General features: G+C 44.1%; 18 protein-coding genes. All 18 read left to right on the top strand.

Annotated features, from left to right (window positions below):
- Positions 1-385 precede the first annotated feature (385 nt).
- Complete coding sequence (locus AC04Q4_RS10380; protein WP_476388925.1) at positions 386-973, top strand: FMN-binding protein; 588 nt, start codon at positions 386-388, stop codon at positions 971-973.
- Positions 970-1,743 (top strand): 4Fe-4S binding protein, encoded by a 774-nt coding sequence (locus AC04Q4_RS10375; RefSeq protein ID WP_476388924.1) that lies wholly within the window; start codon positions 970-972, stop codon positions 1,741-1,743. Before AC04Q4_RS10380 ends, AC04Q4_RS10375 begins: the two co-directional genes overlap by 4 nt.
- Before the next feature lie 3 nt (positions 1,744-1,746).
- Positions 1,747-2,811, top strand: coding sequence for an FAD:protein FMN transferase (locus AC04Q4_RS10370; RefSeq protein ID WP_173738784.1), 1,065 nt, complete (start codon positions 1,747-1,749; stop codon positions 2,809-2,811).
- Between the two features lie 127 nt (positions 2,812-2,938).
- On the top strand, positions 2,939-5,149 hold the full coding sequence (locus tag AC04Q4_RS10365; protein ID WP_476388923.1) for a penicillin-binding Tp47 domain A-containing protein: 2,211 nt from the start codon (positions 2,939-2,941) through the stop codon (positions 5,147-5,149).
- A gap of 115 nt (positions 5,150-5,264) precedes the next feature.
- Positions 5,265-5,672: a hypothetical protein gene (locus tag AC04Q4_RS10360; protein ID WP_476388922.1), complete on the top strand. Its 408-nt coding sequence runs from the start codon at positions 5,265-5,267 to the stop codon at positions 5,670-5,672.
- A complete protein-coding gene (locus AC04Q4_RS10355; protein ID WP_476389091.1) occupies positions 5,555-6,838 on the top strand; it encodes an FMN-binding protein in 1,284 nt (427 codons plus the stop codon). The genes AC04Q4_RS10360 and AC04Q4_RS10355 overlap by 118 nt, the downstream gene beginning before the upstream one ends.
- 412 nt (positions 6,839-7,250) lie before the next feature.
- Positions 7,251-8,198 (top strand): L-lactate dehydrogenase, encoded by a 948-nt coding sequence (locus tag AC04Q4_RS10350; RefSeq protein ID WP_173738787.1) that lies wholly within the window; start codon positions 7,251-7,253, stop codon positions 8,196-8,198.
- A gap of 72 nt (positions 8,199-8,270) precedes the next feature.
- Positions 8,271-10,427 (top strand): Tex family protein, encoded by a 2,157-nt coding sequence (locus tag AC04Q4_RS10345; RefSeq protein WP_173757131.1) that lies wholly within the window; start codon positions 8,271-8,273, stop codon positions 10,425-10,427.
- Positions 10,428-10,644: 217 nt separating this feature from the next.
- Positions 10,645-11,508, top strand: a complete 864-nt coding sequence (locus AC04Q4_RS10340; protein WP_347521500.1) for a mechanosensitive ion channel family protein — start codon at positions 10,645-10,647, stop codon at positions 11,506-11,508.
- A gap of 348 nt (positions 11,509-11,856) precedes the next feature.
- Positions 11,857-12,249, top strand: coding sequence for an aspartate 1-decarboxylase (gene panD / locus AC04Q4_RS10335; protein ID WP_021652727.1), 393 nt, complete (start codon positions 11,857-11,859; stop codon positions 12,247-12,249).
- Positions 12,250-12,407: 158 nt separating this feature from the next.
- On the top strand, positions 12,408-13,247 hold the full coding sequence (gene panC / locus AC04Q4_RS10330) for a pantoate--beta-alanine ligase (protein ID WP_173738789.1): 840 nt from the start codon (positions 12,408-12,410) through the stop codon (positions 13,245-13,247).
- 3 nt (positions 13,248-13,250) lie between these two features.
- Positions 13,251-14,237, top strand: a complete 987-nt coding sequence (locus AC04Q4_RS10325) for a bile acid:sodium symporter (RefSeq protein ID WP_476388921.1) — start codon at positions 13,251-13,253, stop codon at positions 14,235-14,237.
- Positions 14,238-14,438: 201 nt separating this feature from the next.
- Positions 14,439-15,467 carry a helix-turn-helix domain-containing protein gene (locus AC04Q4_RS10320; protein WP_476388920.1) on the top strand — a complete coding sequence of 343 codons (1,029 nt, stop codon included), beginning with the start codon at positions 14,439-14,441 and terminating at the stop codon, positions 15,465-15,467.
- 105 nt (positions 15,468-15,572) lie between these two features.
- Positions 15,573-15,821, top strand: a complete 249-nt coding sequence (locus tag AC04Q4_RS10315; RefSeq protein ID WP_476388919.1) for a hypothetical protein — start codon at positions 15,573-15,575, stop codon at positions 15,819-15,821.
- Positions 15,822-16,296: 475 nt separating this feature from the next.
- Positions 16,297-17,601, top strand: a complete 1,305-nt coding sequence (gene thiC, locus AC04Q4_RS10310; RefSeq protein WP_022426187.1) for a phosphomethylpyrimidine synthase ThiC — start codon at positions 16,297-16,299, stop codon at positions 17,599-17,601.
- Between the two features lie 346 nt (positions 17,602-17,947).
- Positions 17,948-19,267, top strand: coding sequence for an ABC transporter substrate-binding protein (locus AC04Q4_RS10305; RefSeq protein WP_173757138.1), 1,320 nt, complete (start codon positions 17,948-17,950; stop codon positions 19,265-19,267).
- Positions 19,268-19,350: 83 nt separating this feature from the next.
- On the top strand, positions 19,351-20,211 hold the full coding sequence (locus AC04Q4_RS10300; protein ID WP_119239679.1) for a carbohydrate ABC transporter permease: 861 nt from the start codon (positions 19,351-19,353) through the stop codon (positions 20,209-20,211).
- Between the two features lies 1 nt (position 20,212).
- Positions 20,213-21,043: a carbohydrate ABC transporter permease gene (locus AC04Q4_RS10295; RefSeq protein ID WP_148445223.1), complete on the top strand. Its 831-nt coding sequence runs from the start codon at positions 20,213-20,215 to the stop codon at positions 21,041-21,043.
- Positions 21,044-21,067: the final 24 nt, after the last annotated feature.

Raw genomic sequence — 21,067 nt, 5'->3', positions numbered from 1 at the left:
AAATGCAAGTTAAATATATCTAACTATAAAAATGTTATTCGCTCCATAACCAGAAAAATTGAAATCATTCATTCAGGCAGATAAAATCCCCAATAAAAAAAGTTACAAGATACTAACAAAAAGTATGGACAAGGAAAAAAATCGATGATATAATACCTACCTGTAAGTTAGAAGTATCTAATTCATAAAATAAGATTAAATACGACTAAGTTAAATATGTAAATGAATAATATATAACTTTGCGAGCTCCCACGGAACTAAGGAATCTATAGTCATTTCAGGGAGTGCCATATCTGGCATTTTACAATGTAATTGAAATAAAGGATATTTGCTTGACGGATTATTTTGCTTTACTCGTTATAAATAAAAACAGGGGAGAAAAGAGATGAAAAACCAGAATTTTTACATGAGAGTGATCTCCGTTCTTCTGGTGATCATGGCTGTGCTTTTTTACAACAGCAGTATGAAGGCTGAGGAGAATGAGAAAGAGATCGCAGCTCTGACCGATAAAGTGGACACTCTTCAGAATCAGCAGAGTGAGCTTTTAAGCGCACTGGAGACAATCTACACCAGCCGGGTTCAGAATCAGACAGCATCCGAAGCAGATACTGCGGCAGGCAGCGATACAACAGATAGTGTATCAACAGACAGTGCATCAGCAGACAACACCACAGACGACACAACAACAGATTCTGATTACGTATATAAAGATGGTACCTACACAGGTGAAGCTGAGGGATACGGCGGAACGATCCAGGTTGAGGTGACACTGGCCGGTGATGAGATCACATCCATCAATGTAGTCAGCGCACCCGGCGAGGACAGCGCATATCTTTCACAGGCAGAAAGCGTGATAAATTCCGTTATCAGTGCACAGAGCACAGATGTGGACACTGTATCAGGAGCAACCTTCAGTTCAACAGGAATCCTGAATGCTGTTGATGAAGCACTTGGAAAGGCGGAAAACGAATGAAAAAAAGACAGCGGGATGTAAGGCTGAAACGTGCAGGGATTCAGCTGGCGTTTTTCATAGCGGCCCCGTCTCTGTTTTCCACAGCCTTTGCAGGAATCAAATCGATTTTTCTCGCCATTGCAGCCGGACAGCCGGTGGAGTGGAATTCTTTTCTGACCGTAACAGCAGTACTTCTGATCTTCACATGCTTTTTCGGAAGACATTTCTGCGGATATGCCTGTGCATTCGGATCTTTTGGAGATGTCATATATGAAGGCTTTGCCTGGATCTGGACGAAATGTTTTCATAAAAAAAAGAAACCAGCCCTTTCTGAAAAACTGGTTCACAGACTTCAGAAAGTGAAATATATCGTACTGGCTCTGATCCTGCTTTCCTGCCTCACAGGCGTATACGGAAAGCTTACAGGAACCAGCCCATGGGATGTTTTTTCCATGCTCACAGCCGGAAGGCTTCCAAACAGTACATATCTGGTGGGAATCATCCTTTTGATTTTGATCATGGTGGGAATGTGTACACAGGAGCGTTTTTTCTGCCAGTTTCTCTGCCCGATGGGAGCGGTTTTCGCATTGATGCCGATCCTGCCCGGAGCACTTTTTAAGAGAAACCGAGAGAAATGCCCTCCGAAATGCGGACTTTGTAAAAAAAGATGCCCTGCACATCTGGACATTGACGGTGACACAGCAATGTCCGGCGAATGTCTTTGCTGTCATGCCTGTGCGGCAACATGCCCCAGAAAAAACATTCACATAGGAACAACAGAGGAAAAATAATCTATGAAATTTCATGCTCTGAAAAAGAAAGCTTTTCTGGCAGCAGCAGTATTTACGGGAACAACAATGGTGATTCCATCCATGTGCCTGGCTGCATCAGATAAAGATATACAGACATATACAGATACAGATTTTGCTATGGATACTGTGGTATCCGAAACACTTTATACCACAGGAGACGATATAAACAGTAAGCTGACATCCGTGCTGACGGATGTGGAAACGAACCTTCTTTCCTGGACGAATGAGGACTCGCAGATCTGCAAGGTGAACGCATCTGACGGAAAAGATATGGAGATTTCCGGAGAACTTTCCGGTTATCTGGAGCGGATACTTAAAATTGCCAGAGACTCTGACGGAGCTTTTGATCCGACGATCGGGAAACTGATCCGGCTGTGGGATATTGGAGGGGAAGATCAGAGGATTCCGGGCGAGGATGAGATCAGGAAAGTTCTGAAGGATTCCGGCTACGAAAAAGTTTCGCTAGCAGGAAACAACATCAGTATGGATGAAGGATGTTCCCTTGATCTTGGTGCAGCCGGAAAAGGTATCGGATGTGACTCTGTTCTGGAATATGTGGAAACTCAGAAGGATGTAACAGCAGCACTGATGAATCTTGGTGGAAGCAGTGTCATGACTTACGGAAGCAAACCGGACGGTTCTTCCTGGAACGTGGCAGTGACAGATCCGCGGGCTGAAAATGACGAAGAGTATCTTGGAGTGGTTGCCTTAAACGGCACAGAGTTTCTTTCCACATCAGGAGATTATGAGAAATATTTTATCGAAGATGGTGTGAGATATCACCACATTATGGATCCGTCTACCGGATATCCGGCAAAAAGCGGAGTAACCGGAGTGACCGTTGTATGCGATACAGGACTGGAAGCAGATGCACTTTCCACAGCATGCTTTGTATTAGGTGTGGAAAAAGGCTCCGAATTGTTGAAAAAGTACAACGCAGATGGACTTTTTGTGGATGAAGACCATCATGTGTACCTCACCGATGGAATGAAGGAGCGATTCAGCCTTCTTCAGGATTCCTACAGCGTGGAGGATATCACACAATAAAAGCGATAGTAAAGCCTGTAGCAATTCCTGAAATTTCGTCATCAGGTTCTCGACCGAAAACAGGGAGAGTCGGAATTGTTATGGAAGGTTTTCTATAAATATTTCATATTTTTAGGAGGAATAAGTAATGCAGAAGTGGAATCTACTGAAAAAAACAGCTCCATGCATCCTGAGTCTTGCAGTGGCAGCAACAACTTTCCCGACAGCTGTAATGGCAACAGATTTTGATACGGCAGTCGTTTCCGAGGCAGAAGCTCAGGAAGCAGATGTTGAGGACTTTGGCGCAGAAGAGGTTGAAGCTGCTGAGGATACAACACAAGAGATGACAGAGGATATTCAGCAGGACGAAGCAGCGGATGATCTTGAAATCCAGGAAGATGCTGCAGCTGAGGAAGCAGATCCTGTTTCCGATGGAGAAGATGAGTTTTCTGCAGGCGATGATACAGAGGAAGCTTTCTCCGATGAGAGCCAGCTGAAAGGTGAGTATCAGTATGTATATGCAGGACTTACATGGGGTGAGTACTGGGCTGCTGAAGGCGTTTATAATGCAGGAAACACAAGCTCCAGTAATGAGCCTGACCTTAAAGGTGAGGCTGATAAAGGTGCTTTTGATACAGTAACAAGAGCAACTGCTAATCACGGACTTCACAGAGGAAGCTATCAGACAGAAGCTACAATTGTTGCAGAAGATGGAACAAGATTTGATGTTTCCTACTGGAAAGACGGTGGAAAAACAATCGTACTTACAGATGGTTCTGAGGCTGCATGGAACAGAGGAACTGTTACAAAAGACGGAAAAGATTATGAAATGAATCATTACGAAGTGTATGGCCTTAAATATGTTCCGGTAGCAGTTAAAACAGCAGATTTTGCAGATTTTTGCAAAAAATATAATGTTGTACAGGCTGGCGGAACTATTTCCGGTGGATATGGCGAGATGAATCTTCAGTCCTATGTTGGTCTTGTAGCTGATGTAACTGCTGACACCAATGGTCTGAAATATGCTGAGAAGAACGGTGACAGTTTTACATTTACAGCAAGAAAGTCTGATGGAACAGCATCCGGTATTAAAGATCAGGCTCTGAAAACAGCTACAGGTATTGAACCGCAGGTGAAAGCTGCAAGTGGAAGCTATGGTGAGTTCCTTCGTGTAGACCTTCTTGGAAATTACGGAGATCTTGGTGCGAACATGCAGGCTGTACGCTGGGATTACTATGGAGATGATTCTACATATACCAAACTCCTTGCTTCTTACGGAACCAAGTTTGCTGCAGATAACTGGATGCATAAATCTATGGGAATCCAGCTTGGACTGACTCATTCCAAGCGTTGCAAGCTTCCGGGAGGAACAGACGGAACAGGTTACTGGAAACTGACTGTATACGCACTTGGATACAATGATTATACATATAAATTCCAGGCAACAGCAGAGAATATTGTAGAGCCGCAGGTAGAGCCGACAGACTTTACAGATCTCAAAGCTGAGGTTGAGACTGCAAAAGCACTGAAACAGGCAGATTACACTGTTGCAACATGGAAATCTTTTGCAGGTGAGCTTGCTGAGGCAGAGGAAGTTATTGCAAAGACAGATGCAAGCCAGGCAGAGGTTAACGAAGCACTTTCACATCTTCAGGCAGCAGAGAAAGAACTTGTCAAAGTAACTGCAGCTTTGGATAAAAAGACAGCAGCTGTATACACAGGAAAGACTGTAACCCTGAAAGCAACAAGCAACGATAAAGATGCAAAAGCAACATTTACAAGCAGCAATACAAAAGTAGCAACAGTAAGCAGCACAGGTGTTGTAAAAGGTGTGAAAGCCGGAACAGCAACAATCACAGCTTCTTATGGAAATGCAAAAGCTACATGCAAGGTAACAGTAAAAGCTCCATCTGTTAAATTTGCAAAGAAGACAGCAACTGTTTACAAAGGAAAAACAGCAACAGTAAAAGCAACACTGACAGGCGTTTCCTCTGTAAAATATACAAGCAGCAATAAGAAAGTAGCAACAGTAAACAGCAAGACAGGTGCAGTAAAAGGTTTGAAAGCCGGAACAGTAACAATCACAGCAACAAGCGGAAAACTGAAAGCAACATACAAGCTGACAGTTAAGAACCCGACATTCAGCCTTACAAAATCCTCTGCAACAATCAAAAAAGGCAAAACAACAATAATCAAATCCAAAGCAGCACCTGCCGGCAAAGTTACATACACAAGCAGCAACAAGAAAGTTGCAACTGTAACAAGCAAAGGCGTTGTTAAAGGAATCAAAAAAGGTAAAGCAACAATCACAGTTAAATGCAACGGCATTACAAAGAAATTTGTGGTAACTGTTAAATAAATACCTGGTAAGTACCTCTGCCGCAGAGCATTTTATGTATCTGCGGCAGAAGTCTGCCTATCGGCACGGAAATAAATGCCTGGCAGAAGCCGCATAAAGAGGGGAGAAAGCATTCATGGAAAAAGATCTGAAAGAAAAAAAGCCATCCGAAAATAATGATCCGAAGATACCCTGGCCAAAACTGATCCCTGCTGCAGCTGTGATCGCGGCACTTGCATTTTCAGGTATCAAGGCTCAGGGCTCTGATGAAAACACAGAAACTCTTCAGAAGCCAGATACGACCGTAATGTCTGCTTCTGAGCTGGAAAAATATCTTGGTTATGAGGAAGAAGATAATTCAGTTTCCGAAACCGGTACAACAGCAGATAAGAAAAGCACATCCAATAAAAGCACTTCAAAAAAGACATCAAAAAAATCTGCAAAAAAACAGCAGCAAAAAAGAGCTCCGGAAAAAGAACTGTATCTGAATCTGCAAAAAACAATGCCGGCGCAGCAGGACAGGGTTCCACTCAGACACCAGTAGCCAATGTTCCGGCAGGCGGCTATAAAGACGGAACATACGAAGGATCAGGAACCGGATTCGGCGGTACGATCACTGTACGCGTGACAGTAAGCGGCGGAAAGATCGCAGCTATTGATATTTTGGACGCTTCCGGAGAAACCGGATCGTATTTTGCGTCAGCGAAAGGTGTTATCAGCAAAATGATCGCCGGAAACACACCGAATGTAGATGCGGTCAGCGGAGCAACCTATTCTTCCAACGGAATCATCCAGGCAGTCCAGAATGCTTTATCCCAGGCAGCAGCAGATGGAAGCACAAGTCAGCCAACCCCTTCACCGACACCGACTTCCACACCAACGCCAACTCCGACAAAAAAGCCGAAGCCGACCAAAAAACCTGATCCGAATAGTCCGAGCCAGTACCTGAACGGAACCTATAAAGCTTCTGCAAAAGGCTACAGCGGAGATGTAAAAGTAACTATCACTATCAAAAATGACGTGATCACATCTGTAAAACAGGAGAATACAGATACTCCGATGTTTTTTGAAAAAGCGTGGAGTGCCCTGAAAGAGCAGATCGTAGGCTCAGATTCCGTGGATGATATTGACACAGTCAGCGGAGCAACTTATTCTTCAAAGGGAATTCTGGAAGCTGTAAAAAAAGCCCTGAAGGAAGCGAAAAATCCAGAATATGGAAAAAAAGTGACCCCGACTCCAACGAAGAAGCCAACTCCGAAACCAACTGCCACACCGAAACCGACAGCAACGCCTGAGCCAACTGCCACACCGGAACCAACGGCAGTGCCTGATGATCCAAATGTAACACCGACACCGGATAATCCGAACGCAACACCTGTTCCGAATGATCCCAATGTAACGCCGGAGCCGACCGAAGCACCTGAGCCAACCCCTGCAGGCCTGTACAGAGACGGAACATATGAAGCAGCTGCTTTCGGATATGGCGGAAAAACAAGACTGACAGTGACTATCAGCGGAGGTCAGATCGTGTCCATCACACAGACCAACAACGATACGCCGGAATTTTTTGATCCGGCATGGGAAACTATCTATGCCCAGATCATGGCGAATCAGTCAGCAGACGGAATTGATACAGTCAGCGGCGCAACCTTCTCCTCAGCGGGAATCATCGGAGCAGCACAGAAAGCATTAAACCAGGCGAAAAACTGATTTTAACCGAAACTGCGGAGCAGTTATTCGGTTATGAGCAAGTAGCGAAAGCGGATTGCGAATATCCGATTGACTAAAAGACCCCCCTGAATTCCAGAAAAAAATATTCTGGAATTCAGGGGTTTTTCCGTATTAGAAAAAATTTAACCGAATCAGGGAAGTTTTCAGCAGGATTGCAAATATCCGTTCAAGAGGTTATTTCGATAAAAAAATAACATGGAAATATACAGAATAATATAAAAAACGTCAGAATATACATTGAAAATAATTGAAAAATATCGCGAATTAATGGCGCGTAACTTAAGAAGTATAGTTATAATTTTATTGCACGGATCTTGATTTTATGATATGTTTTAGTGTGTGTACTTATAATTGTTATTTATATGACAAACAACGCTGAAAGGAGAATAACATGAGTAGTAAAATTACGATCATCGGAGCAGGAAGTGTAGGAGCAACCATCGCTTACACATTATCACAGAGGAGCATTGCCTCAGAAATCGTACTGATCGATATCAACAAGCAGAAAGCAGAAGGAGAGGTCATGGATATTGAACAGGGAACCAGTTTCCGTGAACCGATCTCCATTGTGGCGGGAGATTATCCGGATGCTGCGGACTCAGATATTGTAATCATCACTTCCGGTATTGCCAGAAAACCAGGACAGACACGAATTGAACTGACACAGACTAACGTTAATATTATGAAGAGCATCACTCCGGAGATCGTAAAAGTGGCTCCTAAAGCACTTTATATTATCGTAAGCAATCCGTGTGATATTATGACATACGCTTTTGCGAAGCTTTCCGGACTTCCGGAGAGCCAGATTTTAGGCTCCGGTACAGCTCTGGATACTGCACGTCTCCGCTGCAGACTTTCCAGGCATTATGGAGTTTCTGAGAAAAATATCCACGCTTATGTATTTGGCGAGCATGGAGATACTTCTTTTGTACCATGGTCAAGAGCATTTGTGGCAGGTGCAACTCTGGATGAATTTGATAAGATTGCTCATGAGGATCAGAAGGATATGCCGCCACTTGACAAGGAAGAGGTTCTGGAGTATGTTCATACTTCAGGGTCAACTGTTATTGCCAAAAAAGGTGCAACTTTTTATGCAGTAGCAGTATCTGTGTGCAGACTTTGCTCGCTTCTTCTTGCAGCATCTGATACAATTGTCAGTGTGTCAACTATGCTTCACGGAGAGTACGGCATTGAGGATGTATGTCTTAGTACAATGGCATCTATCGGACCGGAAGGTGTGAAGAGTATCGTACGCGTTCCTCTTACTGAAGAGGAGACTGAGAAACTTCATGCAAGTGCCAATGCACTGAAAAACGTGATCGCACAGATTGACCTTTAATAAATGTCTGAAGCTGTGTAAAAAGGGGAATGCAGCCCAAGACAAATCTGTAACAACGGGAGAAAGATAAAAATGGATATTATTCAGGTAATTACCAGAGAATTGAACGTTGAGAAATGGCAGGTAGAAGCAGCAGTCAGGCTGATCGATGAAGGCTGCACCATTCCTTTTATTTCCAGATACCGTAAAGAAGCAACCGGTACATTAAACGATGAACAGCTTCGTAATCTTAATGAGAGACTTACCTATTTAAGAAACCTTGAGGACAAAAAAGCTCAGGTCCTTGGCAGTATTGAGGAGCAGGGCAAGCTGACACCGGAACTGAAAAAGCAGATCGAAGCGGCACAGACTCTTGTAGTAGTGGAGGATCTTTACCGCCCATATCGTCCGAAACGCCGTACGCGTGCTATTATTGCAAAGGAGAAGGGGCTCGGGCCGCTGGCAGATATCATTCTTCTTCAGATGACAAAGAAACCGCTGGAAGAAGAGGCGAAGGCTTTTCTTTCAGAGGAAAAAGAAGTTAAAACAACGGCAGATGCTATCAATGGAGCCAAAGATATTATCGCAGAGCATATTTCCGATGAGGCAGACTACCGTATCTATATCCGTAAGAAAACAATGGATAAAGGAACTATCTGTTCCACTGCGAGAGATGAGAAAGAGCAGTCTGTTTACGAAATGTACTATGATTTCGAGGAGCCTGTGAAGAAACTGGCAGGCCATCGTGTCCTTGCACTGAACCGTGGTGAGAAGGAGAAATTCCTCACAGTGAAGATCGTGGCACCGGAGGAAGATATCATCCGCTATCTTGAGAAACAGGTGATCGTCCGTGACAATCCGAATACAACCCTGGTTCTGAAGGAAGTGGTGGAGGACAGCTACAAGCGTCTGATCGGCCCGGCCATTGAGCGTGAGATCAGAAGTGCATTAACGGAAGGAGCAGAGGACGGAGCCATTCACGTATTTGGCAAAAATCTGGAGCAGCTTCTTATGCAGCCTCCAATTGCAGGACAGGTAGTTCTTGGCTGGGATCCGGCATTTCGTACAGGATGTAAGCTGGCAGTGATAGACCCGACCGGAAAAGTTCTGGATACCACTGTGATCTATCCGACAGCGCCTACCAATGAGACCAAGATCCGTGCAGCCAAAGAAACCCTCAAAAAACTCATCAGCAAATATCACGTAACCCTGATCTCCGTAGGAAACGGAACCGCATCCAGAGAGTCAGAGCAGATTATCGTGGAACTCCTTAAGGAAATCCCGGAAAAAGTTCAGTACGTGATCACCAACGAGGCAGGTGCTTCCGTATATTCCGCAAGCAAGCTTGCAACGGAAGAATTCCCGAATTTTGATGTGGGACAGCGTAGTGCCACATCTATCGCAAGACGTGTCCAGGACCCGCTGGCAGAGCTTGTAAAGATAGACCCCAAATCCATTGGTGTCGGTCAGTACCAGCATGACATGAACCAGAAGAAACTGGGCGAGGCACTGAACGGAGTTGTTGAGGACTGCGTGAACAAAGTCGGCGTAGATCTCAATACAGCATCTGCTTCCCTTCTGGAATATATTTCCGGAATCAGCAAAGCTATCGCAAAGAATATCGTAGCTTACCGTGAGGAGAACGGCCGTTTCCAGACAAGACGGGAACTTCTCAAAGTTGCGAAACTTGGCCCGAAAGCCTTTGAGCAGTGTGCAGGTTTCACACGGATCACAGGGGGCAAAAATCCTCTGGATGCAACAAGTGTTCATCCTGAGAGCTACGACGCGGCAAAAAAACTCCTGGAAAAACTTGGCTATACACCACAAGACGTGGCAGAGCGTAAACTTACCGGCATTTCCAGACAGATCCGCGATTACGGAAAACTGGCCAAAGAACTGGAAATCGGTGAGCCGACACTTCGGGATATCGTAAAAGAGCTGGAGAAACCGGCAAGAGATCCTCGTGATGAGATGCCGAAGCCGATTCTCCGCACAGATGTCCTTGATATGAAGGATCTGAAAGAAGGCATGGTTCTTAAAGGAACTGTCCGCAATGTAATTGATTTCGGAGCTTTTGTAGATATCGGTGTACATCAGGACGGACTGGTTCATATTTCAGAGATGAGCGAGAAATTCATCAAACATCCGCTGGAAGCAGTCAGCGTTGGTGATATTGTGGATGTGCGTGTTCTTGGTGTGGATATGAAGAAGAAGCGGATCAGCCTTTCCATGAAGGGGATCAGTAAATAAAAAGAAATATTCAGTAAAGTGAAGCAGCCGGGAATGTTTTGCATTACATTACCGGATAGAAATACAACAGAATTATGATACAGTTACAGCAGCGATTATAACTTATTCCTTACAGAGCCGGAGAAATCGGTTTTACAGGAAAAAATCGCTGCTGTATTATTATATTACAGGATGCGGACAATAGAGTTTGACTATATCAGACGGGAGGAAAATTAATTTGGACAGTACAGTACAGACCGTTCAGGAGGTAGGAAATCAGGTAAACCAGTACAAGCAGATGTTTGAAAATTATATTCCGGATATTACCAAATTCGGAATCAAGGTTGTCCTGGCCATCGTGGCTTTCTGGGTAGGAAGCACCGTTATTAAAGGGATCGTAAAGTTTGTCAGAAAATCACTGACAAAATCCAGACTGGACACAGGTGTTGCTCAGTTTATGTCATCCCTGGTCAAGATCGTGCTTTATATACTTCTGATTTTTAACATATCCACAAGCTTCGGAGTGAAGGAATCATCTCTGGCAGCACTTCTTGGAACCGCCGGCGTTACTTTGGGTCTTGCCCTGCAGGGTGGACTTTCCAACCTGGCAGGAGGAATGATGCTTCTTTTATTCAAGCCATTCCAGGTAGGAGATTACATTGTTGTCAACGGACAGAACGGAAGCGAAGGAACAGTATCCAAGGTAGAAATCTGTTATACAACACTTCTTTCCATTGACAACAAGCATATTGTGATCCCCAACGGTACGCTTTCCAACTCAACTATCACCAACGTAACGGCAAGGGATCAGCGAAGACTGGAGATCAAAGTAGGAATTTCCTACAACGCAGACATCCAGAGAGCCAAGGAGATTCTGGAAGACATCCTGACAGACGATCCGGACACAAGAGAAGACGAAGAGATGGTAGTATTTGTAGACGAGCTGGCAGAAAGTGCTGTGATCATGGGCTTCCGTGTCTGGGTAGATACAGACCGCTACTGGGACACCAGATGGAGACTGAACCAGCGGATCAAAGAAGACTTTGATTATTATGGAATTGAGATTCCTTATAATCAGCTGGATGTGCATTTACATAAGTAAAAACTCGGATTAAGTTTCAGTTATTGACAAATAACTATCACAATGTCATAATACCCCACAGAGATAGTATTTGGACTCAAAACTATACTCTGGCTGAAATCACTGGAATCTTATATAAATAACCAGCCGGAACCCGGGAAATGGGAACGGACGGATATATGAATTATAAAAGATAAGAGCCTGTATTGATGGCAGGGAAAGCATCACGGCAGAAAATTCTGTGAATGTTCTTTCATGTACAAAAAACAGGACTCAGTATACAGGGAGTCAATCAGAAGCGTTTCAGGGTCGAGGTATACCCTGAGATGCTTTTTTTTGCACCTCCCTGCAGGAAAGGACTTATATAAGATGACAATAGAAATGTTAAAAGGAAAGATCCACAGAGCAACTGTTGTCCAGGCAGAACTGGATTATGTGGGAAGTATCACTGTGGATGAGGAACTGCTGGAAGCTGCCGGAATACTGGAATATGAAAAAGTTCAGATTGTAGATGTGAACAACGGCAGCCGTTTCGAGACATACACCATTTGCGGAGAACGCGGAAGCGGTATGATCTGCCTGAACGGAGCAGCAGCAAGATGCGTGAGCACAGGTGACAAGATCATCATCATGGCTTACGCACAGTACGAGCAGGAAGAAGCCCGTACACATAAGCCTGCAGTAGTATTTGTAGATGAAGAAAACAAGATCAGCAGAGTGACCAATTATGAGAAACACGGACTGCTGAAAGATATGGCCTGAAAAAATCCGTAATAGAGGAAACTCAGATTACAGATTAGGTATGTGTCCAATGTGGACATAACGCCTTATAAAATAAGAGGAAAGTGAATTCAGAAAAGAGGCTATCTCGAAATCTATAAAAAATCCCAGTTCCCGTGACTGAGAAAGAGGAGAGAACAATGCAGGTAACAAAAACAGTAGAAGAAACAAGAAAACAGATCAAAGCGTGGAAAAAAGAAGGCAAAACAGTAGGACTTGTCCCGACCATGGGATTTCTCCATGAAGGACACGCAAGCCTGATAAAAAAATGCAGAGAGCAGAACGACATCGTAGTAGTATCTGATTTCGTCAATCCGACACAGTTTGGACCGACCGAAGATTTGGAAGCATATCCAAGAGATTTTGAGCGTGACAGCAAACTCTGCGAAAGCCTGGGAGCAGACCTGATCTTCTGCCCGGAGCCTTCCGAAATGTATCATGATCCCCACGCATTTGTAAGCATAGATACCTTATCCGAAACACTCTGCGGAAAAACACGCCCTATTCATTTTAAGGGTGTATGCACAGTAGTGTCCAAATTGTTCCACATCGTAGCACCGGACAGAGCATATTTCGGACAGAAAGACGCACAGCAGCTGGCTATCATCCGCAAGATGGTGCAGGATCTGAATTTTGATATTGAGATCATTGGCTGCCCCATCGTCCGTGAGGAGGACGGACTTGCAAAATCCTCCAGAAATACATATTTAAGCCCTGAAGAAAGAAAAGCAGCTCTCTGCCTGTCAAAAGCAGTAAAAGCCGGACAGGAAGCTATCCGCACAGGAATCCCGGCAGAAGAGCTCCTTGGAAGAATGCGCGCAGTGATCGAAGAAGAACCTCTGGCAAAGATCGATTATGTATCCATGGTAGACGCACTTACCATGCAGCCGGTGGAAAAAGCTGACCGCAGCGTTCTCGTAGCAATGGCTGTTTACATCGGAAAAACAAGACTGATCGACAACTTCAGCTACGAGGTATAATATATGGAAAAAATCTTAAATAAAATCGCAAAGATCAGCAGCCTTGCATCCAGATATATCGGGATCATTATCATCGCTTTTTCCTGCGTGGCTTTTTTCTGGAGGGACGGTTTTGCCTGGATGACCAATTACACTTCTGTATTCCTTGGGGTTATCATGTTCGGAATGGGACTGACCATAAAGATGGAAGACTTCCGGATTGTTTTTTCCAGACCTAAAGAAGTGGTGATCGGAGCAGTGGCACAGTATACCATCATGCCTGTAGTGGCCTGGATACTGTGCAAGGTGATGAATCTTCCGGCTGACCTGGCCCTGGGAGTGATCCTGGTAGGCTGCTGCCCGGGGGGAACAGCCAGCAATGTGATCACCTATATTGCAGGCGGTGACGTGGCATTATCTGTAGGAATGACAATCGTTTCCACGCTGGCAGCACCCCTTGCCACACCGTTTCTTGTATATGTTCTGGCAGGAGCCTGGGTGGAAGTATCTTTCTGGGCTATGGTGCTCTCTGTGATAAAAGTGATCCTGGTTCCGGTACTTCTGGGAATCATTTTACGGAGTCTTGCAGGAGAACACGTAGACAAAGTATCCAACGTGATGCCGCTGATCTCAGTGATCGCTATCGCTATGATCATCGGAGGAATCGTGGCAGTAAATGCAGACAAGATCTTAAACTGTGGAGTTCTGGTGCTTGGAGTGGTGGCTATCCATAACTTCTGCGGCATGATGTTAGGTCTCCTTGCAGCAAAAATCTTCCACGTGGAATATTCCAGAACAACAGCCATAGCTATAGAAGTAGGCATGCAGAACAGCGGTCTTGCAGTTTCGCTGGCAGCAGCTAATTTTGCAGCCAATCCTCTGGCAACACTGCCAGGAGCAATCTTCAGCGTATGGCACAATATCGCAGGTTCCATATTCGCCGGAATCCGCCGTGCAGGAGCAGAACGCCAGACAGAACCGGGGAGCGGTAAGCTGGTGGAAGAAAGCTAAAAAGACAGAAGAACACTGAGGGAGTTCGGAATATCGTTTTTATAAAGAAACCCGACAGCGTATAGATTGATCTGTATGCTGTCGGGTTTTGCGTTGTGGATTTGGAAATCGCATGTTAAACTGGAAACATAAAACACAGATATAAGACAGGTTCAGGAAAGAAGCCTGTGAACATTAAACATTGTAAAAGAGGACACTGCAATGAAATATGATGATCTGATACAGGAATTGAATACATGGGAGTATGATGAGAAGATTTTCCGGGAATATTATTTTATGGAAAAAATTCCGAAGAATATTTCGGGATTTGCAGCAAGACATTCGGACCATAAAAAAGAAGTTGAGTGGGTACAGAATCCGAAAAAAGTAAATGCGCATTCCAGAGAGGATGCGTTTATCCCGCAGGGATATAATGTGAATCTGGTAAAACACCCGAGATATTTTCCATTGTTTTATCATGAACATGATTTTTTTGAAATCATATATGTTCTGTCAGGAACCTGTACTAATTCCTTCCGGGATTCCACAGAGAAACTGACAGCAGGAGACCTGTGCCTGATCGCACCTGATGTCAGACATGGAATCCTGGCAGTGGAGGACGACAGCGTAATTCTGAATATCTTGATCCGCCGCAGCACATTTATGGATATCTTTTACAATACAGTCCGTGATAAGACCCAGATTTCCGGTTTCTTTGTAGGGAACCTATATTCCAGAGAAAAAATACGCTACCTTCTTTTCCGTACGAAGAATGATACAGTTATCCGTAATTACATTCTGGACATGTACAGGGAACAGAAAACCAGCGACAGTTTTTCAGACAGGATCATCTGCAGCATCCTTACATTGTTTTTTGTGGAGCTGACCAGACGTCATGGGAAAAATGTAAGCATACCGGATAACAGAAGAGAACGGACGGAGCAGGAATCCGAAATGCTTGCTTATATGATGGGACACTGCAGTACAGTAACATTAAATGAACTTGCAGAGAAATTTCATTTCTCTGTACCATACTGTTCGAAACTGATCAAATCTATCTCAGGAAAAACTTTCTCCAATCTTCTCACAGAGATCCGCCTGCAGCATGGCGAACAGCTTCTTCTCTACAGCCAGCTCAGTGTAGAAGATATCAGTGACAGGGTAGGGTATAAAAATCCGGAAAGTTTTATCCGTGCATTTCGCCGCTTATACAATGATACACCAAGTCAATACAGAAGAAAGAATAAATAAAGTCAATTAAATTGATTATTTCAAACCATGGAAGCAGTTCCGACATTCCGCTATGATGTAAGCAAATAAAAAACATCAATGCAGAATAAAAAGGAGGAAGCCAGTATGAAATATAATGATACTTATTCCATGATCGGAGCTATGCTTAACCTGGGATTTGAAGTTGAGTTTAAGAAAAAACGGGAGAAAAAAGAAAAACGTCGCAGATTTTTACGGAAATTGATTGTCATGATATCCCGGTTAAAGAAGAGTTCGGGAAATATTACAGAGAATATGTCCAGCAGTGCCGGTAAATGTAGATGTGACGCACATACGATATGTGCATGTGCTGTCGATTGTGGAGACAGAGTGTGATAATCTGTTACAACAAATCGACACAAGTCACATTCTGTCGAAAGAAAAAGTCATAAAATGCAGAAATGCGGTTTACAAATTTTTTCTCTTATACTATAATAAGACCATGGACGACAAAAGTCCCCAACATATGAAAACAGGGGGGCCCGCTGAAGCGAGCTGAGAGTAGACTGTAAATGTCTTGACCCATAACCTGATTTGGATAATGCCAACGTAGGGACATATGCACGAAGGATTCTTAAAGACACAGAAGATCAGAGAGTACAGAAGATTTTTATTAAGTACGTAAGATTAAGAGCCGGTTGCCGTGATGCGTATGCGTTGCAGCGACCGGCTTTTTGTTGTATAAACATAAAGAATTTACAGAAGGATACCCTATATCTGACGGGAACAGAGCTTGTACAGCAGACCGGAATTCCGACAGCAGTGACAGATTTTCCAGATTCGGATACAAAATGAAAGGAGATTTTTTTACATGAGAAATTACAGTACACAGATGGAGGCTGCCCGTAAAGGCATCATCACACCTGAACTTGAGATTGTAGCTAAGAAAGAACGCATGACAACAGAGGAGCTGCTTCCGCTGGTAGCCTCCGGTAAGGTGGCAATCTGTGCAAATAAAAATCATAAATGTATCGATCCGGAGGGTGTAGGCTCCATGCTCCGCACTAAGATTAACGTAAACCTTGGTGTATCCAGAGACTGCAAGGACTATGATGTAGAGATGCAGAAAGTAATGGAAGCTGTCAACATGGGAGCACACGCTATCATGGATCTTTCTTCCCACGGAAATACCATTCCGTTTCGCCGTAAGCTGACAAGTGAGTGTCCGGCTATGATCGGAACAGTTCCTGTTTATGATTCAGTTATCCACTATCAGAGAGACCTTGACACACTGACAGCTAAGGATTTCATTGATGTGGTAAGACTTCACGCACAGGATGGAGTAGATTTTGTAACTCTTCACTGCGGAATCACAAGAAAGACTATCGATCAGATCCGTAACCACAAGAGAAAAATGAACATTGTTTCCAGAGGAGGTTCTCTTGTATTTGCATGGATGTGCATGACCGGCGAGGAGAATCCGTTCTATGAATATTACGACGAGATCCTGGATATCTGCCGTGAGTATGATGTGACCATCTCCCTTGGCGATGCCTGCCGTCCGGGATGTCTGGCTGATGCAACAGACGTATGCCAGATCGAGGAGCTTGTACGTCTTGGCGAGCTGACCAAGCGTGCATGGGAAAAAGATGTCCAGGTTATGGTTGAGGGACCGGGACACGTTCCGCTTGATCAGGTAGAGGCAAACATGAAAGTACAGCAGTCCATCTGCCAGGGTGCACCATTCTATGTATTAGGACCGATCGTAACTGACGTTGCACCGGGATATGACCACATTACATCTGCAATCGGCGGCGCAGTAGCAGCTATGTCCGGAGCTGCATTCCTCTGCTATGTAACACCGGCCGAGCACCTTGCCCTTCCGAACCTTGAGGACGTGAAACAGGGAATCATGGCATCCAAGATCGCAGCTCATGCAGCAGACATTGCCAAAGGTGTCCGCGGTGCCCGTGAGATCGATGACAAGATGGCTGATGCCAGAAGAAAGCTTGACTGGGAAGCGCAGTGGGAGTGTGCAATGGATCCGGAAACAGCGAAACGTATCTGGAACGAGCGCAAACCGGAGCATGATGATACCTGCTCCATGTGCGGTAAATTCTGCGCAGTGCGAAGCATGAACAAGGCACTTGCAGGAGAGCATATCGATATTCTGTAGTATATAGGCAGCCGGCAGCATAACATACCTGTTTTCGGGATATGCAGCAGCCAGCCAGAGCACTGACGGGATATATTGTTTAGCTGCAATATAATAGAAGAAAACGGAATATCAGAGTCGTCCATGTTTGTGGTAAAATATCACAACAGGGCGGCTCTTTTTCTGTGCATAAAATAAAAATATACATGCAAAATGTCGTCTATATGACGAAAAAATACATGTTCCATATACAAAGTGCTCAATAATCCATGTAGAAGGATTGGATAATCCATGTATTTTTTGTGTCCAAATTGTTAAAATAGCATCATCAAATAACGGAGAACGTCAAAATAAAGGAGGACGAAACATGAAAAGAAAGATGCTCAGCGTTCTGCTCTGTGCAGCGATGATGGGAACAACACTGGCAGGTGCAACAAGCGTGCTTGCAGCTGACGACAAAGATTCAGACAGCAAATGGGAGTACAAGGAGGCTACTCTTACATTTCTGATCGATCCGGATACAGCGTCATCTGGATATCAGGCAGTATTTGATCTCTGCGAGAAAGAGACAGGTATCCACATTGAGACAGAGCTTCGTGCATCAGGCGGTGACGGAGACAACCAGGTAAAAACAAGACTTGCTTCCGGCGAGATGACAGATCTTTGCGGATACAATTCAGGAGCTAAGCTCAACGAGCTTGATCCGGAGAGCAACTTTATCGACATTTCCGGCGAAGAGTGGGCAAGCCGTCTGGACGATACATTTGCATCTGCAGTAAGCGCAGGTTCTGATTCCGCAGTATACGGTGTTCCGCTTACAGCTACAAACCTCGGATGTATCCTTTATAATAAAGACCTCTATGAGAAATATGATCTTGAGGTTCCAGATACATGGGAAGATTTCCTTAAAAACTGTGATACACTGAAAGATGCTGGTGAGACAGCAGTTATCGGATCTCTTGGAGATTCCTGGACAATTCAGGTTCCATACCTTGGAGATCACTATAATGTACTTGCAGCAGAGCCGGATTTCTCAGAGAAATTCGAAGCTGGTGAAGCTAAATATGCTACAACAGAGGCTGGTCTTAAGAGCTTCCAGAAACTCGCTGACCTTCAGCCATACTTTAACGAGGATTACACAGCAACTACATACGCAGATGCATGCGATAAGCTTGTAAACGGCGAGGGTGCTCACTGGTTCATCCTTTCCCAGGCACTTTCCAGCATCTATGAGCTCTACGGAGACGATGTAAACAAAATCGGTGTTATGGGTGTTCCGGGAGATGACGCTGACAACCATGGCCTTACAGTTTGGGAGCCAACAGCTATTTACGGAAACGCTAACAGCGACAAAAAAGATGATATCTTAAGATTTATGGAGTTCTATACATCTGATGAGGCACTTGACGCTTTCACAGAAGCACAGAAACCAGACGGCCCATATTGTATTAAAGGATATGAGCTTCCGGATGACGCATATGACGGAGTTAAAGAGGCTCAGGAGAAATACTTTGACACAGGAAAAACAAATGTTGCAATGGAGTTCCAGACATCTGTAAAAGGAACAAACTGCGAGTATATCTGCTCTGAGGTTGCAACAGGACAGTCTACAGCAGAGGAAGCTGCAAAGGCTTACGATGAGGACTGCAAGAAACAGGCAACACAGCTTGGACTTGACTGGAAATAAGTAAATGTATGTCGGCCGCCTGTGTTTCAGGCGGCCGGCTTTAATGTCAGCCAGACATCTGGAAATCGGAAAGGAAATGAAGCATGAACAAAAAGAAAATATACAGTTTATGGTTTCTTCTTCCGGCAGTACTGATTTTTGTGATCTTCTTCATCATCCCGATGGTGACATCACTGTTTTTCAGCTTAACTGTATGGGATCTGAAATCATTTACATTCTGCGGCCTTGATAACTATAAAACATTCTTCAGTGAAAACTCCTTAAGTATATCTGTAAAAAATACGTTGATCTATGCAGTCCTTACAAGTGGACTGAAAGTAATCATTGCATTCTTTATCGCATTGTTCCTGACAAGTAAGATCAAGACAAAAGATTTCTTAAGATCTCTTGTGTTTTTCCCAAACCTTGTCAGTGCAGTAGCAATCGGTATTATTTTTAAGGCACTGATGCATCCGAGCAAGGGACTTTTCAACACAGTTCTTGCAGCTATTGGAATTTCCGGACCGAACTGGCTGGGTGATACACATCTTGCCCTGTTTTCCGTAATTGCGGTTGATGTATGGAAAGGTGTCAGTATTTCCACAGTAATCTTTATTGCCGGTATCACATCTATTGATTCCAGCTATTATGAAGCTGCTTCTATCGACGGTGCAACCCGTTGGCAGACTATTCGAAACATCGTAATGCCACTGGTTCGTTCTTCAACAAATACCATTATCACACTTTCCCTGATCGGCGGACTTCGCTGCTTTGACCTGATCTGGGCTATGACAAAGGGTGGTCCTGGATTTGCAACAGACGTACTTGCATCCGTTGTTTACAAACAGTACGCAGCAGGATTCTTCGGTCTGTCTACAGCAGGAAACGTTATCATGTTTGCGGTAATTGCAATCATCGCATTCCCGCTTCAGAAATTCCTCAACAGCAGGGAGGTGTACAACTAAAATGAAAAAACAGAAAAGACTTACATTATTAGGAGACATCCTTGGATGTGTTTTCGGTATTCTCATTTTTGCAGTACCGTTTCTCTTCATGCTGATCAATGCACTGAAGGACAGAAAAGAAGCAAACCTTCTGAGACTTTCCCTTCCGACTGAGTGGATGTGGAGCAACTTCAAAGAAGTATTTTCCGCAAATAATTATCAGATCATCACAGCATTTAAGAACAGTATTATCCTTACGATAGGATCCCTGATCGTGCTTATCATTGTAGGATCCATGGCAGGCTATGTTCTTCAGAGAAGATCTGACAGACCTGTAAAGATCGTGGATACACTTGTTATGACAGGTCTTATGATTCCTCCTGCAATCCTTCCTACAATCTGGATTATGCAGGGACTTCACATTTACAAAACCATGTTTGGTATGATCATGGTTGAGACAGCACTTCAGATTCCGTTTACCATCATGCTTTACAAAGGTTTTATGAATACAATTCCTGTAGAGCTTGAGGAGGCAGGATACATCGACGGATGTACAAGAAGCAATCTGTTTGTAAAGATTATTTTCCCTCTTCTGAAACCGGTTACATCCACAATTATCATCCTGAATGCGGTAACAATTTTCAACGATTTTACTAACCCGCTGTACTTCCTTCCGGGAAATGATAATGTAACAGTTCAGCTTACTCTTTATAACTTTATGGGCAGATACTCCAGTTCTTATAACCTGCTGTTTGCAGATGTACTGATAATCACTATCCCGATGCTGATTCTCTTCCTGTTTTTCAACAAGAAGATCGTAGACGGTATGGTAGCCGGAGCTGTCAAAGGCTGATGCCAAATATGCAAAATCGGATTT

This window comes from Blautia sp. HA8986, from assembly GCF_056504635.1.
The sequence above is the reverse complement of the archived record's forward strand: the minus strand, read 5'-3'. Positions and strand labels throughout refer to the sequence as shown.

Excerpts from the sequence above, each read along its gene's own strand:
- AC04Q4_RS10380 (WP_476388925.1), top strand. The coding sequence starts at position 386 with ATGAAAAACCAGAATTTTTACATGAGAGTGATCTCCGTTCTTCTGGTG.
- AC04Q4_RS10375 (WP_476388924.1), top strand. The coding sequence starts at position 970 with ATGAAAAAAAGACAGCGGGATGTAAGGCTGAAACGTGCAGGGATTCAG.
- AC04Q4_RS10370 (WP_173738784.1), top strand. The coding sequence starts at position 1,747 with ATGAAATTTCATGCTCTGAAAAAGAAAGCTTTTCTGGCAGCAGCAGTA.
- AC04Q4_RS10365 (WP_476388923.1), top strand. The coding sequence starts at position 2,939 with ATGCAGAAGTGGAATCTACTGAAAAAAACAGCTCCATGCATCCTGAGT.
- AC04Q4_RS10360 (WP_476388922.1), top strand. The coding sequence starts at position 5,265 with ATGGAAAAAGATCTGAAAGAAAAAAAGCCATCCGAAAATAATGATCCG.
- AC04Q4_RS10350 (WP_173738787.1), top strand. The coding sequence starts at position 7,251 with ATGAGTAGTAAAATTACGATCATCGGAGCAGGAAGTGTAGGAGCAACC.
- AC04Q4_RS10345 (WP_173757131.1), top strand. The coding sequence starts at position 8,271 with ATGGATATTATTCAGGTAATTACCAGAGAATTGAACGTTGAGAAATGG.
- panD (WP_021652727.1), top strand. The coding sequence starts at position 11,857 with ATGACAATAGAAATGTTAAAAGGAAAGATCCACAGAGCAACTGTTGTC.
- panC (WP_173738789.1), top strand. The coding sequence starts at position 12,408 with ATGCAGGTAACAAAAACAGTAGAAGAAACAAGAAAACAGATCAAAGCG.
- AC04Q4_RS10325 (WP_476388921.1), top strand. The coding sequence starts at position 13,251 with ATGGAAAAAATCTTAAATAAAATCGCAAAGATCAGCAGCCTTGCATCC.
- AC04Q4_RS10320 (WP_476388920.1), top strand. The coding sequence starts at position 14,439 with ATGAAATATGATGATCTGATACAGGAATTGAATACATGGGAGTATGAT.
- AC04Q4_RS10315 (WP_476388919.1), top strand. The coding sequence starts at position 15,573 with ATGAAATATAATGATACTTATTCCATGATCGGAGCTATGCTTAACCTG.
- thiC (WP_022426187.1), top strand. The coding sequence starts at position 16,297 with ATGAGAAATTACAGTACACAGATGGAGGCTGCCCGTAAAGGCATCATC.
- AC04Q4_RS10305 (WP_173757138.1), top strand. The coding sequence starts at position 17,948 with ATGAAAAGAAAGATGCTCAGCGTTCTGCTCTGTGCAGCGATGATGGGA.
- AC04Q4_RS10300 (WP_119239679.1), top strand. The coding sequence starts at position 19,351 with ATGAACAAAAAGAAAATATACAGTTTATGGTTTCTTCTTCCGGCAGTA.
- AC04Q4_RS10295 (WP_148445223.1), top strand. The coding sequence starts at position 20,213 with ATGAAAAAACAGAAAAGACTTACATTATTAGGAGACATCCTTGGATGT.